This window comes from Uniformispora flossi, from assembly GCF_049534875.1.
GTDB classification, from domain to species: Bacteria; Actinomycetota; Actinomycetes; order Streptomycetales; family Streptomycetaceae; genus Yinghuangia; species Yinghuangia aomiensis.
Window position 1 is genome coordinate 229791 of the sequence record NZ_JBMULZ010000008.1, and the last position, 19391, is coordinate 249181.

Below are 19391 nucleotides of genomic sequence, written 5' to 3' on the forward strand. Positions count from 1 at the left end.
AGTTTCCGGCGTCACCAGCCGCGCTCGCGCCATTCCGCGAGATGCGGGCGCTCGTCGCCGAGCGTCGTGTCGTTGCCGTGTCCCGGGTAGACCCACGTCTCGTCCGGCAGGCGGCCGAACACCTTCTGCTCGACCCCGGCGAACAGGGTGCGGAACGCGTCCGGGTCGCCGAACGTGTTGCCGATCCCGCCGGGGAACAGGCAGTCGCCGGTGAACAGGTGCGGGTGGCCCTTGGGGTCGTCGTAGACCAGCGCGATGCTGCCGGGCGTGTGGCCGACCAGGTGGATCGCGGTCAGCCGCACGTGGCCGACCTCGACGGTGTCGCCGTCGTCGAGGAGCCGGTCGGTCGGCACCGGCACGCCTTCGGCGTCGTACCGGCCGGCCAGCGTGCGCGCGCCGGTCGCCGCGACGACCTCGTCGAGCGCCTGCCAGTGGTCCTGGTGCCGGTGCGTCGTGAGCACCTGGCCGAGGCCGTCGCCGACCATCGACAGGAGCGTGTGCGCGTCGTTGGCCGCGTCGATCAGCAGCTGCTCGCCGGTGGTCCGGCAGCGCAGCAGATAGCAGTCGTTGTCGAACGGGCCGACGGCGACCTTGGTGATGATGAGCTCGGCCAACTCGCGGACGTCGGGCGCCCCGCCGACCTTGACCGACCCGTGATACGTCGTCATGCGCCCATCCTCCCGCCGACAGGCGCCGCGCGACCAGCGACGGGCCCGGCGGGTCGGCCCCGCACCGCGGATGCGCGGTCGAGCGGCCGGTGTGCCGGTCAGGTCCAGGCGGGCAGCGGCGGCAGCGCGCCGGGCGGGTCCATCACCAGGCCGTCGCCGCCGGTGCGGCCGATCAGCCAGGCCAGCAGCGTGCGGCGGCGGCCCGCGACCATCGCGACCGGGGCGAGCTCCTCGGGGCCGATGGTGAGGCGGCGGCCGGAGTCCTCGTCGTGCAGCAGCAGCGGCACGGTATCCGGGCGGCCGCGGAACGACGCCGCGACGTCGAAGAGTTCGCGGGTCGCGAAATCGCCCGGCCAGTGCGCCGGCGTCCAGCCCGCGGCCAGGTCGACGTGGTGCACGTACAGCTCGCGGATCCGCTTGTACGGAATGGTCTCGGCGGAGAACTCGCGCCCGTCGTTGCCGGTGAGCTTCGCGCCCCACGCCGTCGGCGACAGGCTCAGCAGTCCCTCGTTGAGCCGTGCGGACGCGGCGCGCAGGTCCGCGACGATCTCCTCGCCCGGACGCTGCGCGCCCGCGGCGATCCCCGCCTCGCGGGCCTCGGGCGAGGGGTACATGGGGGTACGGACGCCGGTCGCGGCCCAGTGCACGAGGTTGCCCAGCGCGTCCGCGTTGCGGGCGAGGTGGGTGAGGACGTGGGCCCGGGACCACCCCGGCAGCAGTGACTCCCCGGCCAGCCGCTCCGGGGAGAGGCGCTCGGCACTGTCCAGCACCTGCTGTGTCGCCACCGCGACCTCGTCGACCAGCGCGGCGGGGTCGAACCCGTCCGTCGTCACGTAAGTCCTCCCGGGAAAACACGGCGGCTGCGGGGCACGCGGGCCCCTGGCACGCAGGCACGCTATCGGCTCACGCAGGCGCCAAGCGAGTCGTTCGTCCGACCCGCGGATCATCCGGTGATGACGATATCGACCTCAACACGGTGACAAAAAGGTCACGCGATCGAGTGAAACGTCGGCCGAATGGCAGTCGTTCGAATACATGTGCGATACCCTGGCAGGCACATCGGGAACGCGACGGAGATCCGCGGGGGGAACAAACGGGGCCTTCCGGCCGCTTACGATTGCCGGGGGACTCGTTCCGGGGGGCGCGCCGACCGTGCGTTTCCGCCGAGGTTCCGCAGGATCCGCCCTGATCAGGGCGGAGCCGCAGCATGCTGTCGAAGGGTTTCGATTCTCCAGTGGCCGACCGTCTCATCGTCCGTGGCGCGCGCGAGCACAACCTCAAGGATGTCTCCCTCGACCTCCCGCGCGACGCGCTCATCGTGTTCACCGGCCTGTCCGGGTCCGGCAAGTCGTCCCTGGCGTTCGACACGATCTTCGCCGAGGGCCAGCGCCGCTACGTCGAGTCGCTGTCGTCGTACGCACGGCAGTTCCTCGGCCAGATGGACAAGCCCGACGTCGACTTCATCGAGGGCCTGTCGCCGGCCGTCTCGATCGACCAGAAGTCCACGAACCGCAACCCGCGGTCGACCGTCGGCACCATCACCGAGGTCTACGACTACCTGCGCCTGCTGTTCGCGCGCATCGGCCACCCGCACTGCCCGGTGTGCGGCCGCCCGATCGCCCGGCAGAGCCCGCAGCAGGTCGTCGACCGCGTCCTCGAACTCGACGAAGGCACGCGCTTCCAGGTCCTCGCGCCGGTCGTGCGCGAGCGCAAGGGCGAGTTCGTCGACCTGTTCGCGCAGCTCCAGTCGCAGGGCTACAGCCGTGCCCGGGTCGACGGCGCGGTGATCCAGCTGGCCGAGCCGCCGAAGCTGAAGAAGCAGGAGAAGCACACCATCGAGGTGGTCGTCGACCGCCTCGCGGTCAAGTCGAGCGCCAAGCGGCGGCTGACCGACTCGGTGGAGACCGCGCTGCGGCTCGGCAACGGCATGGTGGTCCTGGACTTCGTCGACCTTCCGGAGGACGACGAGAACCGCGAGCGGATGTACTCCGAGCACCTCTACTGCCCGTACGACGACCTGTCGTTCGAGGAGCTGGAGCCGCGCTCGTTCTCCTTCAACTCGCCGTTCGGCGCGTGCCCGGACTGCACCGGCATCGGCACCCGCATGGAGGTCGACCCGGAACTCGTCGTCCCGGACCCGGAGAAGACCCTCGACGAAGGCGCGCTCGCGCCGTGGTCGAGCGGGCACGCCAGCGAGTACTTCGGGCGCCTGATCGAGGCGCTGTCGGAAGCCCTGAACTTCCGCACCGACGTGCCGTGGAACGGGCTGCCGGTGCGCGCCCGCAACGCGCTGCTCAACGGCCACAAGACGCAGATCGAGGTGCGCTACCGCAACCGGTACGGCCGCCAGCGCGCGTACACGACCGCGTTCGAAGGCGCGATCCCGTTCATCGTGCGCCGCCACTCCGAGGCCGAGTCGGACAGCAGCCGCGAGCGCTTCGAGGGCTACATGCGGCAGGTGCCGTGTCCGACGTGCGAAGGCAGCCGGCTCAAGCCGATCGTGCTCGCGGTCACCGTCGCGGGGAAGTCGATCGCGGACGTGTCGGCGATGTCGATCAGCGACTGCGCGGAGTTCCTCGGCGCGATCCGGCTGACCGCGCGCGAGAAGAAGATCGCCGAGCGTGTGCTCAAGGAGGTCAACGAGCGGCTGCGGTTCCTCGTCGACGTCGGCCTCGACTACCTGTCGCTCAACCGCGCGGCGGGCACGCTGTCCGGCGGCGAAGCGCAGCGGATCCGCCTGGCCACGCAGATCGGCTCCGGCCTGGTCGGCGTGCTGTACGTGCTCGACGAGCCGTCCATCGGCCTGCACCAGCGCGACAACCACCGGCTCATCGAAACCCTCGTGCGGCTGCGCGACATGGGCAACACGCTCATCGTCGTCGAGCACGACGAGGACACCATCCGGGTCGCCGACTGGGTCGTCGACATCGGCCCGGGCGCGGGCGAGCACGGCGGCAAGGTCGTGCACTCCGGCACCTACAAGGACCTGCTGAAGAACAAGGAGTCGCACACCGGCGCGTACCTGTCCAAGCGCAAGGAGATCGCGACGCCCACCGAGCGCCGCGTGCCGGAGAAGAAGCGCCGCCTCGTCGTGCACGGGGCGCGCGAGAACAACCTGCGCGACGTGACCGTCGGGTTCCCGCTCGGCTGCTTCGTCGCGGTCACCGGGGTGTCCGGGTCCGGCAAGTCGACGCTGGTCAACGACATCCTCTACACGCACCTGGCGCGCGAGCTGAACGGCGCGCGGTCGGTGCCCGGCCGGCACACCCGGATCACCGGAACGGACTTGGTGGACAAGGTCGTCCACGTCGACCAGGGGCCGATCGGGCGGACCCCGCGGTCGAACCCGGCGACGTACACGGGCGTGTTCGACCACGTCCGCAAGCTGTTCGCGGAGACCCAGGAAGCCAAGGTCCGCGGCTACCTGCCGGGCCGCTTCTCGTTCAACGTCAAGGGCGGTCGCTGCGAGAACTGCGCGGGCGACGGCACGATCAAGATCGAGATGAACTTCCTGCCGGACGTCTACGTCCCGTGCGAGGTGTGCCACGGCGCGCGGTACAACCGCGAGACGCTCGAAGTGCACTTCAAGGGCAAGAACATCGCCGAGGTCCTCGACATGCCGATCGAGGAGGCCCGGGAGTTCTTCGAGGCGGTCCCGGCGATCGCCCGGCACCTGAAGACGCTCGACGAGGTCGGCCTGGGATATGTGCGGCTCGGCCAGCCCGCGACCACGCTGTCCGGCGGCGAGGCGCAGCGCGTCAAGCTCGCGTCGGAACTCCAGCGCCGGTCCACCGGGCGGACCGTGTACGTGCTCGACGAGCCGACCACCGGCCTGCACTTCGAGGACATCCGTCGGCTGCTCGACGTGCTGACCACGCTGGTCGAGAAGGGCAACACGGTCCTGGTCATCGAGCACAACCTCGACGTGATCAAGACCGCGGACTGGATCGTCGACCTCGGCCCCGAGGGCGGCAGCGGCGGCGGCATGGTCATCGCCGAGGGCAGCCCCGAGGACGTCGCGGGGATCGCGGAGAGCCACACCGGCAAGTTCCTCCGGGAGATCCTCGCCGACCGGCTGTGAGCGGCGGTGCGATCATGGGGCGGCGGGCCCGCGCGGTCGGGCCCGCGCCATCCGCCGCATGCGAGGAGCACACGATCATGACCACCACCCCCGCCGACCCGTCCCGCCGTTCCGTGCTGCGCGGCGTCGCCGCCGTGGGCGCGCTCGGGGCGGCCGGCGCCGCGGTGACGGGGTGCGGCACCACCGAAGGCGGGGGCGCCAAAGCGGGGTCGCGGCCCGGCGCGAAGGGACCGGTCACGGTCGGGAAGGTGCCGGACGTGTCGGTCGGCGCGGGCAAGGTGTACGACGACTCCGCCGTGGTCGTGACCCAGCCGGTCAAGGACCAGTACAAGGCGTTCTACGCCCGCTGCCCACACCAGGGCTGCCTGGTGAACAAGGTCGAGCAGGGCGTCGTCAAGTGCCCGTGCCACGGCAGCCAGTTCTCCGTCACGGACGGCTCGGTGGTACGCGGCCCGGCGAACGAGGGCCTGGAGGAGCTGCCCTCGAAGGTCGTCGACGGGAACATCGTGGTCGGCTGATCCGTCAGGCTGGATACAGCGGGGATGTACCGGCCGGAGCGCTCCGGCCGCAGACGAGAGGCACGGGGTAGCAGAGATGGCCGACCCGGCAACGTACCGTCCCAAGCCGGGCGAGATCCCGACCGATCCCGGGGTGTACCGGTTCCGGGACGTGCACGGCCGGGTGGTCTATGTCGGCAAGGCGAAGAACCTGCGCCAGCGGCTGTCGTCGTACTTCCAGGACCTCGCGGGCCTGCATCCGCGGACCCAGACCATGGTCACCACGGCGGCGTCGGTGGAGTGGACGGTCGTCGGCACCGAAGTCGAGGCGCTCCAGCTCGAGTATTCCTGGATCAAGGAGTACGACCCGCGGTTCAACGTCAAATACCGTGACGACAAGAGCTATCCGAGTCTGGCGGTGACGCTGGACGAGGAGTTCCCGCGCGTGCAGGTGATGCGCGGGGCGAAGAAGAAAGGCGTGCGCTACTTCGGGCCGTACGGGCACGCGTGGGCCATCCGGGAAACCGTCGACCTGCTGTTGCGCGTGTTCCCCGTGCGCACGTGCAGCAACGGCGTGTTCCGTGCCGCCAAGCAGGCCGGACGCCCGTGCCTGCTCGGCTACATCGGCAAGTGCTCGGCCCCGTGCGTCGGCCGGGTCAGCCCCGAGGAGCACCGCGAACTCGCGGAGGAGTTCTGCGACTTCATGGCCGGGCAGACGGGCCCGTACATCCGCCGTCTGGAACGGCAGATGAAGCAGGCCGCGGCGGACATGGAGTACGAGAAGGCCGCCCGGCTGCGCGACGACATAGGGGCGCTCACCCGCGCGATGGAGAAGAACGCCATCGTGCTCGGCGACGGCACCGACGCCGACGTGATCGCGCTCGCCGACGACGACCTCGAAGCCGCCGTGCAGATCTTCCACGTGCGGGGCGGCCGGGTGCGCGGCCAGCGCGGCTGGGTCGTCGACAAGGTCGAGGACGTCACTCCCGGCGACCTGGTCGAGCACTTCCTCCAGCAGATCTACGGCGACCAGCGCGGCGACTCCGTGCCGCGGGAGGTCCTGGTGCCCGCGCTGCCGACCGACGCCGCCGCGGTCGCCGACTGGCTCGGCACGCTGCGCGGTGCCAAGGTCGACCTCCGGGTGCCGCAGCGCGGCGACAAGAAGGCCCTGCAGGAGACCGTGCTGCGCAACGCGCAGCAGGCGCTCGTGCTGCACAAGACCCGCCGGGCCGGCGACCTGACCACGCGCTCGCTCGCCCTGCAGGAGATCGCCGACGCGCTGGGCATGGACACCGCGCCGCTGCGTATCGAGTGCTTCGACATCTCGCACCTGCAAGGCACCGAGGTGGTGGCCTCGATGGTGGTGTTCGAGGACGGACTTCCGCGCAAGAGCGAGTACCGGCACTTCGCGATCAAGTCGTTCGAGGGCCAGGACGACGTCCGCGCCATGCACGAGGTGCTCACGCGCCGGTTCAAGTACTACCTCGCGGAACGCGCCAAGACCGGCGAACCGGAACTCGGCGGCGTCGACGAGGACGAGACGCCGTCGGGCAGCGGTCCGATCGACCCGACGACCGGCAAGCCGAAGCGCTTCGCCTATCCGCCGCAACTCGTCGTGGTCGACGGCGGTCAGCCGCAGGTCGCCGCGGCGAAGCGCGCGCTCGACGAACTGGGCGTGGACGACGTCGCGGTGTGCGGCCTGGCGAAGAAGCTCGAAGAGGTGTGGCTGCCGGACGAGGACGACCCGGTGGTGCTGCCGCGCAGCAGCGAGGCGCTGTACCTGATGCAGCGGGTGCGCGACGAGGCGCACCGGTTCGCGATCACGTTCCACCGCAAGAAGCGGTCGAAGGCGATGACCGCGAGCGCGCTGGACTCCGTGCCGGGCCTGGGCGAGACGCGCCGCAAGGCGGTGCTCGACCACTTCGGGTCGCTGCGCAAGCTCAAGGCGGCGACCGTGGAGCAGATCATGGAGGTCCCGGGCATCGGCCGGCACACGGCGGAAGTGGTGGCGGCGTCGCTCTCCGCAACGGCCCCGAAGATCGCCGTCAACGTGTCGACGGGCGAGATCCTCACCGACGAGGACCCGGAACCGGAGACCGCGACGGCTACGGAGAGTTCCGAAGCCGCGGCGCCCGGCGACACCGAGCCCGCCGCGGCTGCCCCGGGTGCCCGGCGCGATGCCCCGCGGCTGCCCGGGGCGTTCCCCGGCTCCGCGGACGTGCCCGCCCCGGGCCCGCCCGAAGAGCCCCCCGTCTCCCCGGACACGGACTCGGACAACGAGCCCGCCCCCGACCCCGACGCGCCGCCGCCGGCCCGCCCCCAACCGTCGAGTGGAGTGCCTCACACCCCCGGTGCGGATGAGATCGTGGATCCGGGTCGTTCCGGTTAGTGAGGGGCGGCAGGCCCGCGTGTGGGTGTCGCCGTCCGTGGCACCGATGGGGGACACTCGGCATCCGTCCCCGCGCGGGTGTGAAACCTGGAGGAATCGTGAGAAAGCGCAGCGTCACCCCGGCGAGTTCCGCCCCGTCCGTCCGGAAGGCGTCATGAACGACGTCGTCCGGACGACCGGAGCCGAGGTGGCCGGGTCCGCCGAGCCGGTCCCCGGCATCCCCGAACTGGTCATCATTTCGGGTATGTCCGGAGCCGGCCGCTCGACGGCGGCCAAGGGCCTGGAGGACCTCGGCTGGTTCGTCGTCGACAACCTGCCGCCGTCCCTCATCCCCGCGATGGTCGACCTCGGCGCGCGCACCCAGGGCGCGGTGGCGCGGATCGCCGTGGTCGTGGACGTCCGCAGCCGCACGTTCTTCGACGACCTGCGCGAGGCCCTCGCGCAGCTCGCGTCCGCGGCCGTGGTGTGCCGCATCGTCTTCCTGGAAGCCGCCGACGACGCCCTCGTGCGGCGTTTCGAGAACGTCCGCCGCCCGCACCCGCTGCAGGGCGACGGCCGGATCGTCGACGGCATCGAGGCGGAGCGCGCGCTGCTCACCGAACTGCGCGGCGAAGCCGACCTGGTGATCGACACCACGAACCTCAACGTGCACGAACTGCGCGCGAAGATGGACGCCCAGTTCGCCGGTTCGAGCGAGCCGCGGCTCAAGGCCACCGTCATGTCGTTCGGGTTCAAGTACGGACTCCCGGTCGACGCCGACCTCGTCGTCGACTGCCGCTTCCTGCCGAACCCGCACTGGATCCCCGAACTCCGTCCCTTCACCGGCACCGACGAGCCGGTGGCCCGCTACGTCTTCGACCAGCCCGGTGCCAAGGAGTTCCTGGACGGCTACACCGAACTCCTCCGCATCATCACCGAGGGTTACCGCCGCGAGGGCAAGCGCTACCTGACGCTCGCGGTCGGCTGTACCGGCGGCAAGCACCGCAGTGTGGCGATGGCCGAACGCCTCGCCAAGCGCATGCAGGAAGACGGCGTGGAGGCCGTGGTCGTCCACCGCGACAAGGGACGCGAGTGATGCCCGCGTGAACGAACTCGACACCTCGGGGGCCGGGACCGTCGACGGCCGTGGCAGTGGACACAGCGGGCACGGTGGCGGAGACGACGCCGAAGGCGGCCGGCTCAACGGCTATGCCGACGGCGGCGCGTACGTCCGCCACACCGGCCCCAAGGTCGTCGCCCTCGGCGGCGGCCACGGCCTGTCCGCGTCGCTGTCCGCGCTGCGCCGGCTCACCGACGACCTGACCGCGGTGGTCACGGTCGCCGACGACGGCGGCTCCAGCGGCCGGCTGCGCCGCGACATGGGTGTGCTCCCGCCCGGCGACCTGCGCATGGCGCTGGCCGCGCTGTGCGGCGACGACGAGTGGGGCAACACCTGGTCCCGGGTCATCCAGCACCGGTTCCGCTGCGACGGCGACCTGAACGGCCACGCGGTCGGGAACCTCCTGATCGTCGCGCTGTGGGAACTCCTCGACGACGACCCGGTGTCCGCGCTGCAGTGGATGGGCCGGCTGCTCGGCGCGCACGGCAGCGTGCTGCCGATGTCCGCGGTGCCGCTGGACATCGAGGCCGACGTGCGCGGCCACGACCGCACCGCGCCCACCCTGGTGACCGCCGTGCAGGGTCAGCACGCGCTGGCGAAGACGCCCGGCGAAGTGCTGGGCATCCGACTCACGCCGGCGAATCCGCCGGCCGTGCCCGAGGCGGTCGCCGCGGTCCGCGACGCGGACTGGGTGGTGCTGGGCCCGGGTTCGTGGTTCACCAGTGTGCTGCCGCACCTGCTGGTGCCCGAACTCGCCGCCGCGCTGGTCGAGACGAAGGCCCGCAAGGTGCTCGCGCTCAACCTCGCGCCGCAGCCCGGCGAAACCGACGGGTTCTCCCCGCAGCGGCACGTCGAGGTCCTCGCCGCGCACGCGCCGGAACTGGAGTTCGACGTGGTGCTCGGGGACCGCGACCTCGTCGACGACGTCGACGAGTTGACCCGCGCCGCCGCCGGACTCGGCGGACAGGTGCTGCTGGCCCCGGTCGCGGTCGGGGATGGGACACCGCGACACGATCCGGCCCGCCTGGCCGCCGCCTACGGCCGGATCTTCACCGCTCGTGAAAGGATCGCGCCATGGCGATGACGGCAGCTGTGAAAGACGAGCTAAGTCGGCTCCCGGTGACGCGGTCGTGCTGTCGCAAGGCGGAGGTGTCGGCGCTCCTGCGCTTCGCGGGCGGTCTGCACCTGGTGGGTGGACGGATCGTCGTCGAGGCGGAGCTGGACACCGGAGCCGCGGCGCGGCGCGTGCGCAAAGACATTCTCGAGGTGTACGGACACCAGTCCGAGCTTCTGGTGGTCGCCGCCGGCGGCCTGCGCAAGAGCAGCCGGTACGTCGTGCGGGTGGCCAAGGACGGCGATCAACTCGCCCGGCAGACCGGCCTGTTGGACGCACGCGGCCGCCCGGTCCGCGGGCTGCCCCCGCAGGTGGTGTCCGGTGCGACCTGCGACGCCGAGGCGGCATGGCGCGGCGCGTTCCTGGCGCACGGCTCGCTCACCGAGCCCGGCCGGTCCTCCGCCCTGGAAGTGACCTGCCCCGGTTCGGAGGCGGCGCTGGCGCTGGTCGGCGCGGCGCGGCGGCTCAGCATCTCGGCGAAGGCCCGCGAGGTCCGCGGCGTCGACCGCGTCGTGGTGCGCGATGGCGACGCGATCGGCGCGCTGCTCACCCGGCTCGGCGCGCACGAGAGCGTGCTGGCCTGGGAAGAGCGCCGGATGCGCCGCGAGGTGCGGGCCACCGCCAACCGCCTGGCGAACTTCGACGACGCGAACCTGCGCCGCTCGGCCCGCGCGGCGGTCGCCGCGGGCGCCCGGGTGCAGCGCGCGCTGGAGATCCTCGGCGAGGAGGTGCCGGACCACCTCGCCGCGGCGGGCAAGCTGCGGCTGGAGCACAAGCAGGCGTCGCTGGAGGAGCTGGGCGGCCTGGCCGACCCGCCGCTGACCAAGGACGCGGTCGCCGGCCGCATCCGCCGCCTGCTGGCCATGGCCGACAAGCGCGCGGGCGACCTCGGGATGCCCGGTACGGATGCCAACCTGACCGCGGACATGCTGGTCTCCTGACCGCCTGCCCATCTGTTGCCCGACCTCCGGAGCCCGCCGCGGACCGCGGCGGGCTCCGTGGCGGGCTCCATGGCGGGCCCAGGAAAACCCGTCGAAAACGCCGAGCGGGGAGCCTAGGGTTCCCCGGTCGGCGTTTTCGCGTTGTCCGGGGGCCACAAGCCGTCCGGCCGGACGCCGCATCCGTCGCAGTGTCCGCAGCCCCATCCGCCGCCGCGTCTGCCACCCGGGAGGAAGCCCCATGCACATCCGGACCGTCACCGAGGACGAACTCGGCGCCTGGGGAGCGGCGTTGGACACCGGCTTCCTGCGGGTCCCGGACCTGTCCAAGGAAGCCCGCGACGAAACGGCCGAATTTCTGCGCGGCCTCGTGGATCTCTCGCGTACCCAGGCCGCGTTCGACGACGGGCGGATCGTCGGCACGTTCCGCAGCTGGGGCGGCGAGATCACCGCGCCGGGCGGTGCCTACGTGCCGGTCAGTGCGATCACCAACGTGACCGTGACCGCCACGCACCGCCGCCGCGGCCTGCTGACCGGGATGATGCGGGCCGACCTGGACGCGTCGGCCGCGCGCGGCGAGGCACTCGCGATCCTGATCGCCGCCGAATATCCGATCTACGGACGATTCGGCTTCGGCCCCGCCACCGACTATTCGCTCTTCCGAGTGGACCTCACCCGCGCCGGGCTGCGCCCCGCGGTGCGGGCCGCCGCGGCCGAGGACGGCGGGCGGGTCGCGCTCGTCGCGCCGGAGACGATGCTGGAGGCGGGCCCGGCGGTGCACGAGGCGTTCCGGCGCCGCACCCCGGGCGCGATCACCCGGCAGGAGAGGTGGTGGCCGTTGTACACCGGGGTGCAGACGCGGCCGGGGCGGCCCAAGGAGAGCCGGTTCTGGGCGCTCTATTCCGATGCGTCGGGGACGCCGCGCGGGTATCTCGCGTACCGGGTGGACGAGGTGTGGGAGGACTTCGTCCCCAAGGCGACGCTGCACGTCGACCAGTTGATCGCCGCGACTCCGGCGGCCGAGGCCGCGCTGTGGGTGTACGCGACGCAGATCGACTACCTGGCGAAGCTGAGCGCGGGGGAGCGCACGTCCGACGACCTGCTGCCGGACCTCTTCGACGACCCGCGGCAGGTCACCTGGGACAGCGCCCGCGACTTCGTGTGGGTGCGGCCGATCGACGTACCGGCCGCGCTGTCCGCCCGCACCTACCCGGTGGCGGGGCGGCTGGTGCTGCGGGTCGAGGACCCGATGGGCTACGCGGCGGGCACGTTCGCGGTGGACGGCGGCCCCGACGGGGCGCGGTGCGTGCCCGTCGACGAGCCCGCGGACCTCGCGCTGGACGCGGGCACCCTCGGCGCGCTGTACCTGGGCGGGCGTTCCGCGGTGCGGCTGGCCGCGGCGGGCGACATCACCGAGCTGAACCCGGGGGCGCTCGATCGCGCCGAGGTCATGTTCCGGACCGCGCGGGCGCCGTGGTGCCCGGACTGGTTCTGAACCGATCGGTAGTGATCGTTGAGCGGACAGTGGACACCGGGGAGCGGTTTTGTGAAGAGCCTTGTCCGCGGACGGGATTCCCGTATCCTGCGTTACGCGTGTAGCGCGGACGGGCACCTGGCACAGCAATCTCCTTGATGATCAACGAGGTTCGCGGCAAGGTGCCCGTTCGTGCTTGATCCCCACGCGTATGCCGCTCACAGAGGGGGTTGAGTGAGACGCAGCAAGGGTTCCCGACGGTCCACGCGCATCGCCGGAACCGGGTTGGCGGCCATTTCCCTGGTCGTCGGCATGGTTTCGGCGCTTCCGGCGGCACATGCGGCGTCGGCGCCGACGGCAACCGACCCGTTCCCGATTGCCACCGAAGTACCCCAGGTCAAGCTGCCGCAGGCCGGCGATGCCGGCAAGAAGGCTTACCTGGCCACGTTCGATCCCAAGGACGCGTCGAAGCTCTACGACTTGGGCATCGACCGCACCGAGACCAAGACCGCACCGGCCGCGGACGGCAAGCTCACCGCCGAGGTCGATCTGGACGAAGCGCAGGCGGCCAAACTCACCAAGGCCGGCGTCTCCGTCCAGGAACGCGGCAACAAGAACAGTGACAAAGCCCGGGCGTCGCTCACCGCGGCGCCCGGCGGCGTTTTCAAGCACTACGCGGGCGAAGGCGGTCTGGCCGCCGAGATGCTCGACGTCGCCAAGGCGAACCCGGACATCACGAAGGTCGTGTCGATCGGCAAGTCGACGCTCGGCCAGGACATCCTCGCCATCAAGATCAGCAAGGATGCCAAGAGCAGTCCGGACGGGTCCAAGGCGCCGGTGCTGTACATGGCGAACCAGCACGCCCGCGAGTGGATCACCCCGGAGATGAACCGGCGGCTGATGCACTACTACGTGGACGGCTACAAGGCGAACAACACCGACGTCAAGAAGATCGTCAACTCCACCGAACTGTGGTTCGTCCTCTCGGCGAACCCGGACGGCTACGAGTGGACGTGGCAGCCGGGCGAGCGGCAGTGGCGCAAGAACCTCCGGGACAACGACGGCAACGGCGTCATCACCGGTGCGGACGGCGTCGACCCGAACCGCAACTTCGACTACAAGTGGGGCTACGACAACGAGGGTTCGTCCCCTGACACGTTCAGCGAGACGTACCGCGGCCCGGGTGCCAACTCCGAGCCGGAGACCCAGGCGGTCGACAAGCTGCTCGGCAAGATCCACCCGCGCTTCGTGGTGAACTACCACTCCGCAGCCGAGCTGCTGCTGTACGGCGTGGGCTGGCAGGTCTCCACGCACAGCCCCGACGACAACATCTCGGCAGCCCTCGCGGGCACCACCGCCAATCCGGCAGTGCCGAACTACGTGCCGGAGCTGGGTGCGTCCCTGTATTCCACGAACGGCGACACCGACGGCTACGTGGACGCCAAGTACGGGGCCATTCCGTTCACCCCGGAGATGTCGACGTGCGAGACCGCGTCGAACTGGGACCCGAACGACGCCTGGAACGCGGACGACTGCGAAAGCATCTTCACGTTCCCGGACGACGAGAAGCTCATCTCCAAGGAGTTCCAGGACAACCTGCCGTTCGCGTTGTCCGTCGCCAAGTCGGCGCCGCAGCCGGACGAGCCGGTCTCCTCGGTGGGCCTCCAGGCCAAGGACCTGGTCATCCACAAGTTCGACACTTCCTACGCGGAGAACGACGACGAGCAGCCCGTCGCCGTCGACGCGAAGCAGAAGCTGAAGAACCTGCGGATCAACTACCGGGTCAACGGCGGCGGTGTGAAGACCGACGGCGTCCTGCCCTTCGAGGGCGGCCAAGTCTTCGGCAAGGACGGAACCAACTGGTACAAGCAGTACAGAGGTTCCGTCGACCACAGCAAGCCCGGCGATTCCGTCGAGGTGTGGTACACCGCCAACAAGCCCGGCACCGGGAAGGTGGAGAGCGAGCACTTCACCTACAAGGTCGCGCCGCCCGGCGCGGTGGCGAAGGGTTCGGACGTCCTGGTCGTCGCGAACGAGGACTACAAGGGCGTCAACCCGACGTACCCCGCGGGCACCAACGCGCCGAAGTACGCGCAGCAGTACCTGGACTCGCTGAAGGCCAACGGCGTCAAGGCGTCGCTGTGGGACATCGACCAGCAGGGCGTGCCCGACGCGATCGGCGTCCTCGGCCACTTCAAGGCGGTCGTCTGGTACCTGGGCGACAACCGGCTGACGCAGGATGCGGCCGACGAACCGACCCGGGTGGGCAGAACCGGCTCGTTCCCGGACAGCACGGTGGCCGACCGCGCGGTGGCCCTCACCTACGCGATGCGGGACTACCTCAACGAGGGCGGCAAGGTCATGTACGCGGGTGAGACCACCGCGTACTACGGCCCGCTCGCGGGCGCCAACGGCGGGGGCATCTACTACGGCCTCAAGGGGCACCCCGACCAGCCGTGCCACATCACCACCAGCTACCGCGACGACTGCGAACTGCTGTCCGACGACTTCTCGCAGTACTACTTCGGCGCCTACGCACGGGCGGCGACGAACGGCGTGAACGGCGTCACGGGCACCGGCACCGGCCCGTTCGCCGGAACGGCCGCGGGGCTTCCGGGCACCGCGAGCAACCCGGTGAACGAAGCGGGCGGGTTCCTGCCCACGAGCGCGATCCTGCCGCCGAACAGCTTCCCGCAGTTCGGCAGCAGCCAGAGCGCCGCGGTGTACCAGGGCGTTCCGTCGGGGCCGCTGACCCCGCCGGAGGGCGAGAAGTACATCGCCGGCCCGCACGTGGACGAGTCGTACATGCGCATGACGCGCACCATCGACCTCAGCAGCGTGACGGCGGCGGACGCGGCGAAGCTGACCGCGCAGATGTCGTGGGACACCGAGCAGAACTGGGACCACGTGATCGTCGAGGCGCACACCGTCGGCCAGGACGACTGGACGACGCTGCCGGACCTCAACGGCCGCAGCAGCCAGCAGCTGCCGGAGGACTGCTCCAGCGGCTACCTGGCGCAGAAGGACCACCCGTTCCTGGCGCACTACATCACCGTGGGCACCCCGTGCCAGGCCTTCGGCAGCACCGGGGCGTGGAACGCGTTCACGGGCAACTCCGGCGGCTGGCAACAGGTCGCGTTCGACCTGTCGCCGTACGCCGGCAAGAAGGTCGAGGTCTCGCTCAGCTACGTCAGCGACGCCAACACCGGCGGCGCGGGCGTGTTCTTCGACGACACCAAGGTCGTGACCTCGCACGGCGTCGTGGACGCCGAAGGGTTCGAGAACGGCACCGGCCCGTGGACCATCGCGGGCCCGCCGCCGGGCGACCACTCCTCCGGCACGTTCATCAACTCCAAGTCGGTCTACGGCAGCTCGGTGATCGCCACGAAGGACACGCTGCTTTTCGGCTTCGGCCTGGAGCAGTTGGCGACGCAGGACGAGCGGAACGCCGTGATGGGCAAGGCGTTGGCGCACCTGCTCAAGTAGACAGGTCCGAGGAGGACGGTACGTAGTCCGCAGGGGTTGGCGGTTCCGCACGGGACCGGCAAGGCGGACGAGGGAGGTCGGGTGCGATCCGGGGCCCCGGCGGGCGAAACGTCCGTCGGGGCCCCGGCATGTGCGGAGGGTGACGGCGGGAACTCGCCCATCGCGCCGTGCGTTCCGCAAGCGAGGCCGTGTCGGGGTCTGCTGCCGCCTGCCCCGGTCTGCGGGAAATCCCTCGATCTTTCCGGCATTTCCGGTCAAGCCGGGCGCCGCACGGGTGTTCGTAGGCCTGGGGGCCCTTGCGTTCGCGCGTTCGTCACTGCGCCCCACTAGCGTCGGGCGTCCCCCCAAGCCATCGTCTCGGGAGACGAATACGTGAGTGGATACAACGGGCCCGGCAATTACGGCGCCCCGCAGCAGCAGCCGGGCCCGTACGGGCAGCAGCCCGGACCTTACGGCCAGCAGCCGGGGCCGTACGGCCAGCCCGGCCAGCCGGGCCAGCAGCCCGGTCCCTACGGTCAGCCCGGCCCTTACGGCCAGGTCCCGCAGCAGCAGGGCCCCTACGGTCAGCCCGGCCCGGGCGGCTTCGGCGGCCCCGGCGGGCAGCGCCCGGCCCGCCTCGGCATGGCGCTCCTCGCCGGCCTGGCCGTGATGGTGGTGGCCTCCGGGGCGTACTGCGGCCTGATCGTCGGCACCGAGAAGCTCTACGCCTACGCGGCCCTCGCGGTGGGCGCGGCGATCGGCGCCACCGTCGCGTACTTCGGCGGACGCCACCCGGCGATGCCGGTGCTGGCGATCGTGCTGACCGCGGCGGGCCTGTTCACCGCGCAGTACTTCGGCATCGCGTTCATCGTCAAGAACAACGTGCCGGGTGACGTCTCGCTGTCCGAGGTCCTCGACAAGGCGGACATCTTCGAGGGCTGGAAGGAAGCCATGAAGGACGGCTCCAAGGGCGTCTTCACCGGCCTCGCGGTGATCGCGTCCGGTGTCGTGGCGTACGGCCGCGGCCGCATGTAACGCCCCCTGCAACGCCTCGGTAACGCCTCGGTCGCGCTCCGACCGGCGGACGGCGCGGGACGTGATCCCCGCCATATCCGCCGGTCGGAGCCGGTCTCAACGGGTGGACGCCTGGGTCACGGCCACGCTATGGCGCGCGATAAGGTCGGACTTGGTCTCGGCTTGACGATTCCAACCCGTCTGCCGGGAAGAACACATCAGGGCATCCCTCCGGCGCACCAAGAGGAGATCGGTTCGTGACGATCCGAGTAGGTATCAACGGGTTCGGCCGTATTGGCCGCAACTTCTTCCGCGCGGTTCTGGCGTCGGGCGCCGACGTCGAGATCGTCGGTGTCAACGACCTCACCGACAACGCCACGCTGGTCCACCTGCTGAAGTACGACAGCATCCTCGGCCGCCTGGGCCAGGAGGTCAGCCACACCGACGACAGCATCACCGTCGGCGGCAAGACCTTCAAGACGCTGGCCGAGCGCGACCCGGCCGCGCTGCCGTGGGGCGAGCTGCAGGCCGACATCGTCATCGAGTCGACCGGCCGCTTCACCAACGCCTCGGACGCCGTCAAGCACGTCCAGGCCGGCGCCAAGAAGGTCATCATCTCCGCGCCCGCCAAGGGCGAGGACATCACCATCGTGATGGGCGTCAACCACGAGAAGTACGACGCCGCGAAGCACACCGTGCTGTCCAACGCCTCCTGCACGACCAACTGCGTCGCGCCGATGGCGAAGGTCCTGCTGGAGAACTTCGGCGTCGCCAAGGGCCTCATGACGACGGTCCACGCGTACACGAACGACCAGGTCATCCTGGACTTCCCGCACAGCGACCTGCGTCGCGCGCGGGGCGCCGCGACCAACATCATCCCGACCTCGACGGGCGCCGCCAAGGCCACCGCGCTGGTCCTGCCGGAGCTGGCCGGCAAGCTCGACGGCATCGCCATGCGCGTGCCGGTCCCGACCGGTTCGGTCACCGACCTGGTCGTCGAGCTGGAGCGCGAGGTCACCAAGGACGAGGTCAACGCCGCGTTCCAGAAGGCCGCCGAGGGCGAGCTGAAGGGCTTCCTGTCCTACACCGAGGACGAGATCGTCTCCTCGGACATCGTCACCGACCCGTCCTCCTGCACCTTCGACTCGAAGCTGACGATGGCGCAGGGCAAGCAGGTCAAGGTCGTCGGCTGGTACGACAACGAGTGGGGCTACTCCAACCGCCTCGTCGACCTGGTCAAGCACGTCGGCGCGCAGCTCTGACACCGCTGAGCCAGTGACCGTGCGGGCCCGGACGACGGATCTCCGTCGGCCGGGCCCGGCCGCACGCCCGGGGCCCGTCGGCTCCGGACGCCCCGGGAAGCCCGCGGGCGCACCCGCGACCCCCAGCCGGCCGACGGGCCGTTTCCCTCGACGGCCCGAACCGATGAGGATGACACCCCCGCATGAAGACCATCGACGACCTCGATGTCGCCGGTAAGCGCGTTCTGGTACGCGCCGACCTCAACGTGCCGCTCGACGGCGCGACCATCACCGACGACGGCCGCATCCGCGCGAGCCTGCCGACGATCCGCGCGCTCGCCGAGCGCGGCGCCCGGGTCGTCGTCACCGCCCACCTCGGCCGCCCGAAGGGCGAGCCGGACCCGGCGTACTCCCTCGCCCCGGTCGCCGCGCGCCTCGGCGAACTGCTCGGGAAGCCCGTCGCGTTCGCGACCGACACGGTCGGCGCGAGCGCCCGCGAGACCGTCGCCTCCCTCGGCGACGGCGACGTGGCGGTCCTGGAGAACGTGCGCTTCAACGCCGGAGAGACCAGCAAGGACGCCGCCGAGCGCGGCACGTTCGCGGGCGAGCTGGCCGCGCTGGCGGACCTGTACGTCGGCGACGGCTTCGGCGCGGTGCACCGCAAGCACGCCTCGGTGTACGACATCGCGTACAAGCTCCCGCACGCGGCCGGCTACCTGATCGCCGCCGAACTCGACGTGCTCAAGCGCCTCACCGAGAACGTCGAGCGCCCCTACGCGGTCGTCCTCGGCGGCTCCAAGGTCTCCGACAAGCTCGGCGTGATCGACAACCTGCTGGAGAAGGCCGACCGCATCCTGGTCGGCGGCGGCATGGTCTACACGTTCCTCGCCGCGCAGGGCCACGAGGTCGGCTCCAGCCTGCTGGAGAAGGACCAGATCCCGACCGTGCAGGCGTACCTGGCACGCGCCGCGGAGAAGGGCGTCGAGTTCGTGCTGCCGGTCGACGTCGTCGCCGCGGCCGCGTTCGCCGCCGACGCCGAGCACGGCGTGGTCGCCGCCGACGCGATCCCCGCCGACCGGATGGGCCTCGACATCGGCCCCGAGTCCGGGAAGCTCTTCGCGGCCAAGCTCGCCGACGCGCGCACCGTCTTCTGGAACGGCCCGATGGGCGTGTTCGAGATGGAGCCGTACGCCGGCGGCACCCGCGCCGTCGCGCAGGCCCTGGTCGACTCGGCCGCGTTCAGCGTGGTCGGCGGCGGCGACTCGGCCGCCGCGGTGCGCACCCTCGGCTTCGACGAGGCCGCGTTCGGCCACATCTCGACCGGCGGCGGCGCCAGCCTGGAGTACCTCGAGGGCAAGACCCTGCCCGGCATCGAAGCCCTGGAGAGCTGACCCGTGACCAAGAAGAACCC

The 19391-nt window shown here is 70.9% G+C and carries 13 protein-coding genes; 11 read left to right on the forward strand and 2 right to left on the reverse strand.

Annotated elements, in window-relative coordinates:
• Window positions 1–11 precede the first annotated feature (11 nt).
• Window positions 12–668 (reverse strand): MBL fold metallo-hydrolase, encoded by a 657-nt coding sequence (locus ACPA54_RS20000; protein WP_423531625.1) that lies wholly within the window; start codon window positions 666–668, stop codon window positions 12–14.
• 98 nt (window positions 669–766) lie between these two features.
• Entirely contained in the window at window positions 767–1501 is a 735-nt protein-coding gene (locus ACPA54_RS20005) for a maleylpyruvate isomerase family mycothiol-dependent enzyme (RefSeq protein ID WP_423531627.1), read from the reverse strand.
• A 401-nt stretch (window positions 1502–1902) separates the two neighbouring features.
• Between ACPA54_RS20005 and uvrA the strand changes: the two genes are divergently transcribed.
• The 11 genes from uvrA to ACPA54_RS20060 all read left to right on the forward strand — a co-directional run bounded on the left by uvrA (window position 1903) and on the right by ACPA54_RS20060 (window position 19371).
• Window positions 1903–4749 carry an excinuclease ABC subunit UvrA gene (gene uvrA / locus ACPA54_RS20010; protein WP_423531629.1) on the forward strand — a complete coding sequence of 949 codons (2847 nt, stop codon included), beginning with the start codon at window positions 1903–1905 and terminating at the stop codon, window positions 4747–4749.
• A gap of 77 nt (window positions 4750–4826) precedes the next feature.
• On the forward strand, window positions 4827–5267 hold the full coding sequence (locus ACPA54_RS20015) for a Rieske (2Fe-2S) protein (protein WP_345674419.1): 441 nt from the start codon (window positions 4827–4829) through the stop codon (window positions 5265–5267).
• Between the two features lie 76 nt (window positions 5268–5343).
• Window positions 5344–7635 carry an excinuclease ABC subunit UvrC gene (uvrC, locus tag ACPA54_RS20020; protein ID WP_423531631.1) on the forward strand — a complete coding sequence of 764 codons (2292 nt, stop codon included), beginning with the start codon at window positions 5344–5346 and terminating at the stop codon, window positions 7633–7635.
• A 154-nt stretch (window positions 7636–7789) separates the two neighbouring features.
• Complete coding sequence (rapZ, locus tag ACPA54_RS20025) at window positions 7790–8710, forward strand: RNase adapter RapZ (protein ID WP_345674417.1); 921 nt, start codon at window positions 7790–7792, stop codon at window positions 8708–8710.
• A 181-nt stretch (window positions 8711–8891) separates the two neighbouring features.
• Window positions 8892–9818: a gluconeogenesis factor YvcK family protein gene (locus tag ACPA54_RS20030; RefSeq protein ID WP_423531804.1), complete on the forward strand. Its 927-nt coding sequence runs from the start codon at window positions 8892–8894 to the stop codon at window positions 9816–9818.
• Window positions 9809–10789 (forward strand): DNA-binding protein WhiA, encoded by a 981-nt coding sequence (gene whiA / locus ACPA54_RS20035; RefSeq protein ID WP_345674416.1) that lies wholly within the window; start codon window positions 9809–9811, stop codon window positions 10787–10789. Before ACPA54_RS20030 ends, whiA begins: the two co-directional genes overlap by 10 nt.
• 238 nt (window positions 10790–11027) lie before the next feature.
• Complete coding sequence (locus ACPA54_RS20040) at window positions 11028–12281, forward strand: GNAT family N-acetyltransferase (RefSeq protein WP_423531633.1); 1254 nt, start codon at window positions 11028–11030, stop codon at window positions 12279–12281.
• Between the two features lie 213 nt (window positions 12282–12494).
• Window positions 12495–15746 carry a M14 family metallopeptidase gene (locus tag ACPA54_RS20045; RefSeq protein WP_423531635.1) on the forward strand — a complete coding sequence of 1084 codons (3252 nt, stop codon included), beginning with the start codon at window positions 12495–12497 and terminating at the stop codon, window positions 15744–15746.
• A gap of 372 nt (window positions 15747–16118) precedes the next feature.
• Window positions 16119–16760 (forward strand): hypothetical protein, encoded by a 642-nt coding sequence (locus ACPA54_RS20050; RefSeq protein WP_423531637.1) that lies wholly within the window; start codon window positions 16119–16121, stop codon window positions 16758–16760.
• A 236-nt stretch (window positions 16761–16996) separates the two neighbouring features.
• A complete protein-coding gene (gene gap / locus ACPA54_RS20055; RefSeq protein WP_423531639.1) occupies window positions 16997–18001 on the forward strand; it encodes a type I glyceraldehyde-3-phosphate dehydrogenase in 1005 nt (334 codons plus the stop codon).
• A 182-nt stretch (window positions 18002–18183) separates the two neighbouring features.
• The gene (locus tag ACPA54_RS20060; protein WP_423531641.1) at window positions 18184–19371 is read left to right on the forward strand and encodes a phosphoglycerate kinase; all 1188 of its coding nucleotides are present in this window, start codon (window positions 18184–18186) and stop codon (window positions 19369–19371) included.
• Window positions 19372–19391: the final 20 nt, after the last annotated feature.